This is a genomic window from Sphaerochaeta sp. UBA5836 (genome assembly GCF_002432845.1).
Classification (GTDB): domain Bacteria; phylum Spirochaetota; class Spirochaetia; order Sphaerochaetales; family Sphaerochaetaceae; genus Sphaerochaeta.
Window position 1 is genome coordinate 1 of record NZ_DJGW01000033.1, and the last position, 14,057, is coordinate 14,057.

At 52.3% G+C, this 14,057-nt stretch carries 12 protein-coding genes and 1 pseudogene; 12 read left to right on the forward strand and 1 reads right to left on the reverse strand.

What is annotated here, in order from left to right; genetic code table 11:
- Window positions 1-53 precede the first annotated feature (53 nt).
- From fdrA to B3F49_RS02710, 11 genes are all read left to right on the forward strand, one after another.
- Window positions 54-3,164, forward strand: coding sequence for a DUF1116 domain-containing protein (gene fdrA / locus B3F49_RS02660; RefSeq protein ID WP_293908857.1), 3,111 nt, complete (start codon window positions 54-56; stop codon window positions 3,162-3,164).
- Complete coding sequence (locus B3F49_RS02665; RefSeq protein ID WP_293908858.1) at window positions 3,161-4,036, forward strand: cyclase family protein; 876 nt, start codon at window positions 3,161-3,163, stop codon at window positions 4,034-4,036. Before fdrA ends, B3F49_RS02665 begins: the two co-directional genes overlap by 4 nt.
- A 17-nt stretch (window positions 4,037-4,053) precedes the next feature.
- Window positions 4,054-4,740, forward strand: coding sequence for a hypothetical protein (locus tag B3F49_RS02670; protein ID WP_293908859.1), 687 nt, complete (start codon window positions 4,054-4,056; stop codon window positions 4,738-4,740).
- Window positions 4,741-4,743: 3 nt separating this feature from the next.
- Window positions 4,744-5,940 (forward strand): thiolase C-terminal domain-containing protein, encoded by a 1,197-nt coding sequence (locus B3F49_RS02675; protein ID WP_293908860.1) that lies wholly within the window; start codon window positions 4,744-4,746, stop codon window positions 5,938-5,940.
- A gap of 10 nt (window positions 5,941-5,950) precedes the next feature.
- The gene (locus B3F49_RS02680; RefSeq protein WP_293891175.1) at window positions 5,951-6,334 is read left to right on the forward strand and encodes a Zn-ribbon domain-containing OB-fold protein; all 384 of its coding nucleotides are present in this window, start codon (window positions 5,951-5,953) and stop codon (window positions 6,332-6,334) included.
- 18 nt (window positions 6,335-6,352) lie between these two features.
- Window positions 6,353-7,021, forward strand: a complete 669-nt coding sequence (locus B3F49_RS02685) for a GntR family transcriptional regulator (RefSeq protein ID WP_293908861.1) — start codon at window positions 6,353-6,355, stop codon at window positions 7,019-7,021.
- Entirely contained in the window at window positions 7,002-7,952 is a 951-nt protein-coding gene (locus B3F49_RS02690; protein WP_293908862.1) for a DUF2877 domain-containing protein, read from the forward strand. Before B3F49_RS02685 ends, B3F49_RS02690 begins: the two co-directional genes overlap by 20 nt.
- Window positions 7,949-8,770, forward strand: a complete 822-nt coding sequence (locus B3F49_RS02695) for an FAD binding domain-containing protein (RefSeq protein WP_293908863.1) — start codon at window positions 7,949-7,951, stop codon at window positions 8,768-8,770. The genes B3F49_RS02690 and B3F49_RS02695 overlap by 4 nt, the downstream gene beginning before the upstream one ends.
- Window positions 8,764-9,249, forward strand: coding sequence for a (2Fe-2S)-binding protein (locus B3F49_RS02700; protein ID WP_293908864.1), 486 nt, complete (start codon window positions 8,764-8,766; stop codon window positions 9,247-9,249). Before B3F49_RS02695 ends, B3F49_RS02700 begins: the two co-directional genes overlap by 7 nt.
- Window positions 9,242-11,698: a xanthine dehydrogenase family protein molybdopterin-binding subunit gene (locus tag B3F49_RS02705; RefSeq protein WP_293908865.1), complete on the forward strand. Its 2,457-nt coding sequence runs from the start codon at window positions 9,242-9,244 to the stop codon at window positions 11,696-11,698. Before B3F49_RS02700 ends, B3F49_RS02705 begins: the two co-directional genes overlap by 8 nt.
- Before the next feature lie 88 nt (window positions 11,699-11,786).
- On the forward strand, window positions 11,787-13,040 hold the full coding sequence (locus tag B3F49_RS02710) for a uracil-xanthine permease family protein (RefSeq protein ID WP_293891192.1): 1,254 nt from the start codon (window positions 11,787-11,789) through the stop codon (window positions 13,038-13,040).
- Between the two features lie 93 nt (window positions 13,041-13,133).
- Here the strand turns inward: B3F49_RS02710 and B3F49_RS02715 are convergent, their stop codons facing one another.
- Entirely contained in the window at window positions 13,134-13,481 is a 348-nt protein-coding gene (locus tag B3F49_RS02715) for a hypothetical protein (RefSeq protein WP_293891195.1), read from the reverse strand.
- Window positions 13,482-13,680: 199 nt separating this feature from the next.
- Here B3F49_RS02715 and B3F49_RS02720 point away from each other — a divergent pair.
- Window positions 13,681-14,057, forward strand: a pseudogene (locus B3F49_RS02720) (hypothetical protein); the annotation flags it as partial.

Consider the following 14,057-nt stretch of genomic DNA (forward strand, 5'->3'; position numbering starts at 1 on the left):
GTATAAAATAGAAGTTGGGTACTTTTCCAGCGGTGTGGAAAGCGAGTGCCTTGATGAAGCAAGTCGTTGTCAAGAAAGACATGTACGTCGATTCTGTTGTCTTGATGCTACTCAGCAGGGATCTGGAAACTAAAGAAGAAATCGAATCCGCAACAGTTGCCATGGGCACCGCCATGAATGTGCAGTTGCTCATAGACCAAGGATATTCTCCCACCCAACTCGAAAAGGCCACCCCTTCCGACCTCCTCATAGCTCTTGATTGCCCTGAGGAAAGTGATATACCCGCCATGCTTGCCTTTACGGACACCTTGCTCTCAGGCAAGGGAGGAAGCTCAAAAGCCGAAGCTTCCCAAGAAGCGTATTGCAGCGTAGAAGATGTAGTACGCTCACAAAGTGAAACCAATTTGGCAATTATCTCAGTACCAGGCATCTACGCAGCCCATGAAGCACGAAAAGCCCTGGACCTCGGCCTGAACGTCATGATCTTCTCCGACAACGTTGCCTTGGAAGATGAAATAGACCTCAAGCAGCGTGCCGTGGAAAAAGGCTTGTTGGTCATGGGTCCCGACTGCGGAACCGCAATAATCGGAGGAAAACCGCTCTGTTTCGCCAATGTAGTCGCCCCGGGTTCCATCGGGTTGGTTGCTGCTTCAGGAACCGGCTTGCAGGAAGTGACATGCCTGCTGGATCGGATGGGCTGCGGCATAAGCCAAGCCATCGGCACCGGAGGACGGGATTTGAAGAACAAAGCCGTGGGAGGGAGAATGATGCTGCAAGGCATCAGAGCCCTTGGTGAAGATCCAAACACCGATCTCATTGTCGTAGTATCCAAACCCCCAGCCCCTGAATTGGTACCAACCGTACTCAATGCCTTGGTACGGACACAGAAGAACTCGGTTGTACACTTCATCGGAGCCGACGCGCATCAATTTCCCCACCATCCCTTGATCCATTGGGCCTCCAATCTTGAGGAGACGGCGCGCATTGCAGCCTCCCTTAGCGGCAAAAACCTCCCAAAACGGGAACACTACGATGATTGGCCCTTCGATCTGGACCATGAAACCATCGATGCCATTGTTCTCAGGGAATCGAAGCACAGGCTGCCCGAACAAACCAATATCCGCGGATATTATACAGGAGGCACGCTGTGTGATGAGGCTTGGTTATCCCTTTCGGACCTCAAGGAGAACGTATATTCCAATAACCAAACCAACCCAGCCTTGAGACTCTTGGATCCGCATGTCTCAATCGGTCACACCATCGTCGATCTAGGTGATGATGTCTTTACCGTGGGAAGACCACACCCCATGATCGACCCCACCACGCGTACCGACCGGATCCGCAAGGAGATGGACGACGCTTCAATTGCCGTGATGGTGCTCGATTGCGTACTAGGGTATGGAAGCTGCGACGACCCGGCAGGAGCGATGATACCCACGCTGGTTGCAGCCAAGCAGGCAGCTCTCAAGCGGGGAGGGTACCTGAGCATCGTTGCTTCAGTAACCGGAACCCCACTCGATCCGCAAGGTTTTGCCCTCCAAGTACAAAACCTTGAAAAAGCCGGCGTAGTGGTGATGCCCTCCAACTATCAAGCCGTCAAACTGGCACAGAGAATTCTCCTCAAACAAACCGGTGTCGGAAACCAGGAAGAGAGCATGGAATCGCCTTCACAAATCACCCTCAAACCGCTGGACCTTCCCGATGCCACACCCGTAGGACCGATACTCTCCTTGTTTGAAAAGGGAGTCCATGCAGTCAACCTTGGCTTGGCTTCCTTTTCTAAAAATCTAGAGTCTTGTGGTGCCGATGTGTACAACCTGGATTGGAAACCCCCTGCCGGCGGTGATGTCGTTTTGATCGACGCACTCAACCGGATGGATACAATCAAGGATATCGACTGTAACGAAGCCAACCAAGAAGCGGTGGAGCGGGTTCTTGCGAGCAAGCCAATGCTGCTGGGCATCGCCAAGGCGAAGGACGTCATCCCCGGCATGCGGGAAAACCTGTTGTTGCACGCAGGACCCCCGATCACCTGGGAGCGCATGTGCGGTCCCATGCGGGGAGCGGTCATTGGTGCGTTGTTGTATGAAGGAAAGGCAAAGGATGCCAACGAGGCTGAAAAGCTTGCGTCTTCAGGTGCCATTGAGTTTGAACCCTGTCATCACCATAATGCAGTCGGCCCCATGGCCGGCATCATCAGCTGCAGTATGCCGGTATGGATCGTAGAGAACGACACCTACAAGAATAAAGCCTATGCAACACTGAATGAAGGATTGGGAAAGGTCCTTCGCTATGGAGCATACAACGAGGAAGTGCTCTCCCGGCTTCACTGGATGGAAAGCATCCTCGCTCCGATTCTCAACAAAGCTTTGCAGCTCCATGGACCGATCGACATGCGTTCCTTGATAGTACAGGCACTGCAGATGGGTGATGAGGGCCACAACCGCAACAGGGCGGGAACATCGCTGGTCATTCGCGAGCTTGCACCGTATCTCGTATTGCTCGACGAACCGAAGCAACACATCTCCGATGTACTGACTTTCATGCACAAGAACGATCACTTCTTCCTCAACCTCTCGATGCCGTCGGCAAAGTGCACGATGGACAGCGCAAAGCACGTGAAAGGAAGTACGCTCATTACTGCGATGGCCCGCAACGGTACGGACTTCGGCATTCAAATCTCAGGTCTTGCAGACCGTTGGTTCACCGCCGGGGCGACCGTCGTCGAAGGATTGTATCTCCCCGGCTTCAAAGCCGAGGATGCCGCTTTGGACATCGGGGACTCGGTCATCACCGAAACATCGGGCATCGGCGGCTTTGCCATGGCAGCCTCGCCCTCCATCGTCAAGTTCGTCGGAGGAACACCCTCCGATGCAATTATGTACACCAAACGAATGTACAACATCACCCTGGCCGAAAACAGGGAATATAGGATCCCCATTTTGGATTTCCGAGGGACTCCCACCGGCATCGATGTAAGGAAGGTGGTTGAGAAGGGGATTCTTCCTGTCATCAACACCGGCATCGCACACAAGGAGCCGGGTATCGGGATGGTGGGAGCCGGGTTGGTGAAACCTCCGATCAAGTGTTTTCAGGATGCTCTCTTGGCTTTTGCCGACGAGTATGCACCCTCCGATCATAGCAAAAAAAGGAGAAAGCAATGAAAGTAATCGATCTGACGATTCCCTTGGGCGTTGGGACACCACCTTGGCCGACGTATATACCGCTACAGGTCCAATATTTCAAGCGGCTTGCACCCAACGGTGCAAACGGGCAAGTGGTGACCCACTCCAACCATGTGGGAACACATCTTGACGGAGAAATACATTTCTATACACCGGGAAAGGATATTGCACAACTGGATATGGACTTCTTGGTGCATGAAGGTGCCATCGTCGACCTTTCCGACGTGTGCGGCGATTATGATGTCTACACCTCGGACATGGTCGAAGAGCGCGTCGAAGTGAAAGAGGGAGACATCCTGATCATCCACACCGGGTATCACCACTATGGATGGGACCAGCCAACCGGTGACGAAATCAGATACATGATCAAGCACCCCGGACCCGATAGGGAGTTCGCTGAATGGGCGAAGAAAAAGAAACTGCGGTGGATAGGAGTCGACTGCGGCAGCGCAGACCATCCCATGAACACCAAAATCAGGGACTGGATGCCCAAGGAAGCCAAGCAATGTGATGCACATTTCAAGGAAAAGTACGGCATGCCCTTGGATGAGTTCTTTACTGAAGACAAGTATCAGTTGATGCATATTGAAATGTTCAACCATGGAATCATCCACGCAGAGTGTGTCGGGGGAGACCTCGACCTATTGCTCAACCAACGGGCGGTCATCGGGTGTTATCCTTGGCGGTTTGTGGATGGGGAGTCCTCCATTGCCCGTATCGTGGCTCATGTCGACGACGACCGCTATGAGATGCTGATGGCAAAGAAGGCAAAAGCCGAACTGACCCGCTTTGGGGATGTTGCAGGCAGCAGGAACGCTTGGTTGCACGAAGAAGCAAGAAAGCACAGGTAAAAAAAGGAGTCCGCAAAATGGCATTGGACGCAATGGAAAAGATATTGAGACCTCCTGAGTTGACGCTCAAGGCCTATCCCCCCAAGGTAATCACCTTGGCATCAGGGGAGAAGATGGTGGTTCGGGAAGCAAAGCGGGAAGAAGTCGGAGCCTTGCTGGGAACCTTGTATCCGCTGATCGGCGTTCCGAAGGACTTCTACGACATCGTAGCTGTTCGCATGTATTCGGAAATCCTAGGCTGGTATCGCTACCGGGTGGCGAATGAGTTTGTCCTGGTCGGGACCATCGACGGAGTCATCGCCGGCATTGTAACCAGCCGTGCCGTTACGCCGCAGCTGGGTATGAGCCTGCATACGTTGACGATCAAGCGAGGGCTCAGGGTAGGGGCGCAATTGTTTGCCGCAAAAATGGAACACCACATAGACATTTTAGGGGAAGAAGAAGTCTACATCGTTGCAGAGAGCCCCAATGGCTTCAAGCGATGGATGATCGAGTACCAATTGGAGGACCGCTCCTCCCAATTCCCCGAAGTCAGGCATGAATTGGGTGGTGTCCCCACCTACGTGTTGACTCGTCCGCTTTGGGATGCTGTACGGGCAAGCAAGTGCACCGGCACCAGGCCGGTTTCAGCTGAAGATCTCAAATCGGCGGAAAAATTGATCATGCCCGCCGAATATCCCCAGATCCCGGGATTCAAGAGGTAAGCAATGGCAAACGTTGGAATAGTAGGAATCGGGCACACCAGATTCGGTAATTCCTCTGAATATGACCTTTCGGATGTATTATCGTATGCTGCAACTGATGCCTTGGAGGACGCACATTTTCTATCAAGAAGGAAGGAAGTGGACCAGGTAATCGTCGGCAATATGGCAAGCGGTCTCTTTTGCCATCAAAGTGCCGTGGCTTCCGCCTTGATAAGTCGCATGGATATGGAACCGGTCCCGGCTGAACTGGTGGAAAATGGACCAGCCTCAGGGGCCAGCGCAATCAAGATCGGGTATATGGCGATCGCCTCCGGCATGGCGGACATTGTATTGGTGGTCGGCGGAGAAGTGATGCGCAAAGTCTCGGGTTGGGTCGGCACCGACTATGTAGCAACCATGCTGCATACCGAAGCCGAATACAACATGGGCCTCACCCTCCCCGCCTTCGGTGGAATGTTCACCCGCATGTATATGGAACGATATGGGCTGACCGAACGCGACCTTGCCCTGTTGGCGGTGAAAAACCATGCCAATGGTGCAAAGAACAAGTACGCCCATATCCAGGTCCCGTGCTCGATTGAAGCCATCAGCGACGGCCCTGAAGCCGCGGTGGTGAATACGTATGTAGCCGAACCGCTGCGAATGTACTCGACTTGCCCGGTAAGTGATGGAGCCGCTGCGCTATTGCTGGTGAACATGGATAGCCCGAAGGCGAAAGACTTTCCCAAGAAACCGATTCGGATCGCAGGCATAGCCAGTGCCACCGACACCCATTGCGTGCATAACAGAAAAGACCCGCTGCTGCTTGATGCAGTAAGGATCGCCGCTGAAAAAGCATACGCCATGGCGAAGCTGACACCAAAGGATATCTCCTTTGCCGAGCTTCATGATGCTTTCTCCATTCTTGAACTGGCCATCAGTGAAGAGGTGGGGTTCTTTGAACGAGGCAAGAGCTTCTTGGCGGTGAGGCAAGGCCTGACCAATATCGACGGGAAGCTTCCCATCAATACATCCGGGGGGTTGAAGTCCAAAGGCCATCCGGTAGGGGCTACCGGTGTCTCCCAGGCGGTGGAGTTGGTAAGACAGTTGCGCGGAGAAGCTGAGAAAGGAAGGCAGGTGAGTAATCCTCGCTATGGTATGTCGGTCAATTTCGGTGGGTTCGGCAATAACGTCGTCGCGCTGATTTGCGCAAAGGAGTAAGGGTGCTGCCATGATTGATTTCAGCATGTATGAAGTGAAGGAACCGAAGATTTCAGCCTACCGCTGTGAATCGTGCGGGACACTGTATTACCCAGCCCCCATGGTGTGCAAAACCTGTAACAGCCGCCGGGACCCTGTGACCGGCAAGGGATGGGAGCAATTTGATTTGGAAGGCCCGTGCACCCTGCTTTCCTGGACGCGGTTGTGGAATCTGCCTGAAGGCTACACAAAGAAGAATATGATGTTCGGCATCGTGGAATTCGAGAACGGGCTTCGGGCATCGGGGCAGTTGGAAGTGGATGAACCAAAAACAGGAATGAAGTTGGTTTCAACCGTGGTGGAGTCGGATGAACGACCGGGCGATCCCGTGAAGGTATTCATTTTCAAGCAATAGCATCCCAGGAGGATCCCAATGGGTAGTCCGGTACGCAGCACTGATATTTACGATTCTCTCTCCCAGCGAATCATAACCTGGTTTTACACACCCGGGTATCGGTTGACTGAAGAAGAACTGTGTGCTGAGTTTGCAGTAAGTCGCTCTCCTGTTAGGGAGGCGCTGGGCAGTCTCGTATCGGCCAGATTAATCACCAAGGAAGCTCATAAAGGATATATGGTGAGGCAGATTGACCTTAGGGAGGTCAATGAACTGTATGACACCCGGCTGGTCCTGGAACTTGCCGTGGTGGAGACCTTGTGTGAAAAAGGAATGGATGCCTCCATACTGAAGGATTTGCAGGAACGTTGGAAGGTGATGCTTGATACGTTGCCCGAGGGCCTGGCACTCTGTGCAACCGAGGATGAACTTTTTCACAAGACGCTGTGTTCCGCAGCGGGGAATTTGGTGATGATGCAGATGTTGGACGACATCGCCAAGAGGATCCATTTCGTCCGGTTGTCGGACATAACCGATCCTGACAGGATGCGCAAGACCTGTCAGGATCATCTTGATCTGCTGCTTTCGTTGGAAGCTAGGGATGTTGAACAATCTAAGTCGATCGTAAGACGGAACATCCTCTGGGGTAAAGAGAAAGTGGATACCGCCATCAAGGAGGCGTTGTTTCATGCGCACCACATGGCCTGACGGTCCGTTGGGGACCATTGAGGTGATGGGCTCACGCTTTCCTTCTTCCCCAAGGGTTCTTTTGGTGCACTCTGTATTCAACACTTCATTGAATCTCCAGGACAAAGACGACGGCCTTTGCGCCTTGGTGATGAAAGCGGAGCAGCTTCACCCATGCACCGCATTCATGCATTCATCCACTGCGTGTACGCAATTCAGCTTGCTTGGTCTTGCGAGAGGACAGAAGGTTCTGCTGCAGGAAGATCGGTTGAGTTTCGATTGCGGTTTATGGGTCTCGTTTGTTGGATCCATGCGGGTGCATCCAAACAATGAGGCAGCTCCTGCTGCCTGTTCCCTGAACAACGGGAACCTTACGCACATGGGCGCCATGCTTACCAAGGCACAACACGATAAAGGTGCCGTATTGGTATATGATGCGATTATCCATCATCGTGATGATAACCATAGTTTTATCGGATGCTTTTCACACCATGCAAGAGTTCTTCTCGTAGGTGTCCAAACAAGAAATCTTCTTACAGCTGAACGAGGAATGCAGAAGCTCTTGGGATTCGGAGCGGGCTCCACCCCGGTAGGTGATGATTTCCTTTGTGGGTTTCTCCTCGCCCTCTTCATGCTCGCCCGTTCAGCCGGGGAAGGCTCGTTCACTGATTTTGTTGAAGCCTTCACAACACAGCTTCGTCGATTGCTCTACGATTCATCCCAACGCACAACCGATATCTCAAAGCGCATGCTGCTTCTTGCCTGCGACAATCTGTTTTCCCAGGCGTTGGTGGCGTTTGCCCAGACGGTTTGTTCAGACCAGCTTGATGAGGTGCAGTATGCAGCGGCTTTGCAGGTGCTCTCTGGATTGGGCCATAGTTCTGGATATGATGCAGCTTCCGGCCTGCTGTATGGTCTTTTGCCGGAAATCATGGGTAAGGGGGGCGTATGATTGCTGAATTTTCGTACAGGGGACCTACCACGGAATCTGCTTTGTTGGAACTGCTTTCCGCCAATGCACACCAAGCAAAGTTGCTCGCTGGTGGAACCGATCTATTGGTCGGAATCAGAGGGGGTGTCTACCACCCTGATTTGCTGATTGACTTGAAGAAGATTCCTGCGTATTGGAATCTCGTTTTGCAGCAGGACCTCGCCCTGTCGATAGGGCCTGCCGTCACCATCAATGACATTCTTGGTAGTGCAGAGGTGAGGAAATACCATCCGCTCTTGTGTGCCTGCGCGAAGGATCTCGCCTCCTATCAGATTCGTAATCGGGCCACTGTGGTGGGGAACATCGTGAACGCGTCCCCATGTTCCGATATGGCCCCTGCATTGTTGTGCCTCGATGCCACAATCACCATTGCTTCGGTGAGGGGCTCCCGTGAGGTAGCCATCGGTGACTTCTTCACCGGGGTGAAAAAGACCGTGTTGGAAAGAGATGAAATAGTAACGGCTCTGCATATTCCCCCAAGTAGTGCTTCTGCAAAAGGGGTGTATCGAAAGTTGAAAAGAATACAGGGGCATGACCTGGGCATCGTCGGTGTAGCAGCAGCCATAGTCAACGGGAGGATTCGCATTGCGGTGAGTTCGGCAGCCCCAACGCCTGTGGCAACCAAGCCTTTGGACCGCTCTCTTCCGATGGAAGCGATACTCAAGGAAGTTGATTCCATCATAAGCCCCATCAGCGACGTCAGGTGCTCCAAAGAATATCGCAGGTTTATGGTATTGGAATATACCAAGTATTTGCTTGGGGAGGTGAGCTCATGCTGATACAGGTCACGGTGAATACAGTAGTCTATGAACGTGAGGTCAAGGAAAACCGTACCCTGCTTCGGTTTCTGCGCGAAGACCTGGGTTTGACGGGAACCAAGGAAGGCTGCGGCGCCGGAGAATGCGGTGCCTGTACGGTGTTTCTCAATGGAAAGACGGTGAATTCCTGCATGGTCCTTGCCGTGGAAGCCGATGGTGGAATCGTAGAGACGATTGAGGGGGAGGCAAAAAAGGGTGTGCTTTCCGCCTTGCAGGCGGCTTTCGAAGCCCATGGGGCTGTCCAATGCGGTTTCTGCACTGCAGGCATGATCATGTCTGCCAGGCAGCTGATTCATAACAACCCCCGCCCGACACGAGAGGAGATACAGGAAGGCCTGGAGGGGAATTTCTGTCGCTGCACCGGCTATGAGCAGATCATCGAGGCAATTTTGGACGTCACCGGACAGTTGCAGGAGAAGGAGGAGTTGGAGTATGTATGAAACCCTCGATCGTTCTGTTCTGAAAAGTGTAGGGAAAAGTGAAATACGCCCCGACGCCAGGGTCAAGCTCACAGGAGAAGCCACCTATGTCAGCGATATGGTGCTTCCTGGGATGCTCTACGCCCAAGTAAAAAAGAGTCCGCATGCACGGGCGAAAATACTCAGCATCGATACCTCGAAGGCCGAAGCGTTGCCAGGGGTGAGGGCTGTGTTGACGGGATCCGAGCTCGATTATCGGCTTGGTCTCTATATCGTAGACAAGTATATCCTTGCAAAAGGTGAAGTACGCCACTACGGGGAGGCTGTAGCGGCGGTAGCCGCGGAATCGCTGCAGATAGCACGCAAGGCCGTCGATTTGATAGAAGTCGAGTATGAGGTGCTGCCTCCCGTGCTCAGTCATATGGATGCACGCAAAGAAGGTGCTCCGTTGGTCCATCCGGATCTGGGCAGCTACCAGTATGTCAAGGAAGTTTTCACCCCGATTCCCAACACCAACATTGCCAACTGGACGAAACTGCGGAAAGGCGATGTGGAACAAGGATTCGCCGAAAGTGAGTATATTGTTGAACGAGAGTACGACAATCCCAGTGTGCAGCATGTTCCGATGGAAACCCATGTCGCCATCGTTTCGTGGGGTTCGGGGGACAAGGTGACCATCTATACCAGTGCACAGTCGCCGTTTACCGTCCGTAATCTATTTTGCAATACGTTCTCCCTTCCTCTGAGCAATGTCAGGGTGGTAATACCGCACGTTGGAGGTGGATTCGGCGGGAAAGCCGGCATCCACATCGAACCGCTGACAGCGTGTCTTTCCAAGAAGGCCGGCGGAAGGCCGGTGAAATTCCAGGCAAGCAGGGAAGAGGAGTTCTCCTTGCTGCCATGCCGTAGCGCCTTGACGTATCACATAAAAACCGGAGTCTCCAAGGAGGGGAAAATCCTTGCCCAGAAGATGGAAATGTATTGGGACGCCGGTGCCTATGCCGATTATGCGGTAAATGTCACCAGGGCTTCGGGGTACTCCGCCTCAGGTCCGTACGAAATTCCCAATGCGTGGGTCGATGCCTATACGTTGTATACGAACAAACCTTATGGCACCGCCTATCGTGGGTTTGGGCATGTTGAGTTCCACTGGGGTATCGAGCGGCATATGGATTTGGTAGCCAAAACGTTGGGAATGGATCCGGTTGCATTCAGAAAGCTCAATGCCTTGCGGGAAGGTTCCCTCACCCTGACCGGGGAGAAGATTACCAAGCATACAGGAGATGTTGTGGCTTGCTTGGATGCAGTTGCTGCTTCCATAGGGTACGGAAAGCTTTCCAAAGAGGAGCGGCAGAGGCAAAAGGATACCGGGTGGAAGATAGGCAAGGGGGTGGCGATTTTGCAGAAAGCCCCAGCCATGCCTTCCAATACCGCTACCGCCTGTGTGGTGAAAATGAACAGTGATGGGTCGGTTTGTGTCAATGTCGGGTTGACCGATATCGGGCAAGGATCGAGTGCGGCATTGGCGCAGATTGTCGCCGAGCGGTTGGGCTTCAGCTACGATAAGGTGTTCGTGAAGATTGAAAAGGACACCGACAGCGATCCCTATGACTGGCAGACAGTAGCTTCCAAGGGTCTGCTCATGTCGGGGAACGCTTGCATTCTTGCCTGCGAGGATTTGCTGCGGAAGGCCTATTTGGTCTCCTCGCATGTGTTGAAGGCGTGTGTGGATGACCTGGCCCACGACGGGGAAGGTGTCTATGTGAAGCATGACTGTGAGAACCGGATTGCATGGTCTCGGATAGCCATCGGGTATGCTTATCCTGATGGGCAAGCCATCGGAGGTCCCTTGATCGGGGTCGGTAGTTACATAGCCCAGGGACTTTCCAATCTCGATAAGGAAACCGGTCAGGGCAAACCGGCCTTGGATTGGACATTCGGCGCCCATGGAATCATTTGTGAGGTGAACCCCAAAACAGGGGAGTACCTGCTACGCAAGATTGCCTCCGCCTTTGATGTGGGGAAGGTGATCAATCCTCAGCTGCTGCGGGGACAAATTGTGGGTGGGATGCTGCAAGGTTTGGGCACTGCCATGTGCGAGGGATACATTTTTGACATGGACGGCCATTTGCTGAATCCCTCGTTCACCGATAATAAGATTCCAACTTCCAAGGATATACCCTTTGAGATTGAGACCATTGCGGTTGAGAACTCTCAGCTCGACGGGCCCTATGGAGCCCGCGGGGTGGCTGAACACCCTATGATCAGCGTTGCGCCGGCTTTGGGCAATGCCCTGTCTCAGGCCGTCGGCGTCGACCTGGTTCATATGCCTATACGAAGCGAGGATGTATGGAGAGCCATGGGGGATAAAACCCCGATTGACAATTGGATAACCAAGTCTCCAATTGGTTCGTGTCGCAGTGACTTGGTACATACAAGGGAGGTTGCAAGCAAGCATGGAATTGATTGAATCGAAGTATTTGAATCAAATGTCCGGGCTTATGTCTCTGTGCGTGAGATCCGGATAGGACTGTAGGCTTTTTTATGAGGAGACTATTGTGAATAAAAAAGATTTGACAGGAAAGAACATTGTATTTGGACTCCAACATACCTTTGTCATGTTCGGTGCAACGGTATTGGTCCCGATTCTTACCGGCTTGGATATCGGGGTGACATTGTTCGCCGCCGGTATTGGAACATTGTTGTTCCATGTGATAACCAAATTCAAGGTTCCTGTGTTTTTGGGAAGTTCCTTTGCCTATATACCCGGCATTGTCGCCATCGGGGCTACGCAAGGGTTGCCGTATGCATTGGGTGGTATAGTAGTTTCAGGCGGACTCTACATCGTAGTTTCAATTATTTTCAGGTATGTAAAATATGAGAACCTCCACAAGATCCTTCCTCCCCATGTAACCGGACCCATGATCATTATGATTGGGTTGATTCTTGCGCCTGTTGCCATTCAGAATGCCAACGGGACGAACTCTCCCGGAATCGCTGAAGCAATAGGGCAAAATGGTTGCTGGCTTATTGCTTTGCTCACCTTCGCTGCAGGGGTATTCGTCAAGGTAGGATTCCCGAAATTCGGATGGAAGTTTGCATCCAATCTGCCGGTACTCATTTCCTTGGTATTCGGGTATCTGCTTTCCATCGTTGTCGGTATTGTCGATTTTAGTTCAGTCTGGGAAGCCGCTTGGGTCGGTATTCCTCATTTCACCTTCCCCAAATTCTCCGTAAGTGCCATCACGGTCATGGTGCCTATTGCAATAGTTACCATGGTCGAGCATTTTGGTGATGTACTGGCCATCGGCAATGTAGTCGGTGAAGATTTCATCAAGGATCCGGGCATCAAGAGAACGTTGCTTGGTGATGGTCTTGCAACCAGTTTGGCCGGTTTGATCGGCGGTCCTGCAAACACGACGTACTCTGAGAATACCGGGGCTGTGGCTCTTACCGGGGTCACCAATCCCATTATCATGAGAATAGCTGCTGTGTTTGCGATTTTCCTTTCGCTGATTCCCAAGTTCACCGCTTTGATCGGTACTATTCCTGCCCCGGTAATAGGCGGTATTTCCATTTTGTTGTTCGGTATGATCAGTTCAATCGGTATCAAGAATATGGTTGACGCCAGGGTGAACCTTTCCAATCCAAAGTTGTTGATCATCAGTGCAGCCATGTTGGTGTTGGGACTTGGTGGGGCCGCCTTCAAATTGGGTCCTGTACAGCTTTCAGGTCTTGGCCTCGCAGCCATTTTCGGTATTATTCTCAACGCAATTCTCAGACCAAAGGATATAACCAAGTCCGAGGGCTGACAGTGAGTCTATACGCGACTGAAAAGAACAAGTTGAACAAGAAACCCTGTAAGAAACGGTTCCATCTAAAATAAGATGGGACCGTTTTGCGTATCAAAGGGGAAGGAATAATGATCGTCTGCCATTTCCATCCGGGCTTCTTGAAGCATGTCCTACGCCCGTCGTGTCTTCCACCAGGACGATTGAACCAGGACCGAATGTTCGTTTCTCCCCATCCCCCACTTCAATTTCCACCAATCCTTCCAGCATGATGATGTACTGCCTGCAGGGTGCGGCATGCCAAGGATAGTGGTATCCCGGTGGATTCTCCCGAAGAATCATGGACTGGACTGCAATAGGTGAAGACATCCAGCCCAAAGGTCCTGAGGGAGTAACAGGAATTTCCTGATTCTCGAAATGTGAGTTGCCGTTTTGGTCTGCATAGATTCTCGTTATAGTCATTTGTTGTTCCTTACTGCAATATTCCTTATGGAAAGTGCCCTGGCAGCAGTATAGCATGGCTTTGGGGAAAGCCCCATTGTGGCAGCTACCCAAAGGCTCCTAGCGTGAGTTTACAAGTTATCTGCCCCGTTTGGGGTTTTTTTGCCCTAAAAGGAATTGCCCTTGCATATTTGTATAGCCTTATTTTCAGGAGTGGTTTATGGGTACTCTCAGGAAGAAGACGATCAAGGGCAACATCTACTATTATTACGTCGAGTCGAAGCGGATAGACGGGAAGCCCAAAAATGTGAACCAGAAGTACCTCGGCACGGCGGAGGCCTTGCTCAAGCTCAAGAACCAAGCCTCCGCCCCGCTGCAGGATGAGGCGCTTTATTCGCATATCAAGTCATATGGGGATGTCGTGCTTCTTTACGACCTTTTCGCCCGCCTGGGGATCGTGGACATCATGGATGCCCATGCAGCGAAGAGAAGGCAAGGTGCGTCGGTCGGGCAGTACGTCATGGTTGAGGCCATCAACAGGGCGGTGAGCCCCTCTTCGACGGACAGCCTGCAGGACTGGTATGCAGGGACCTGCCT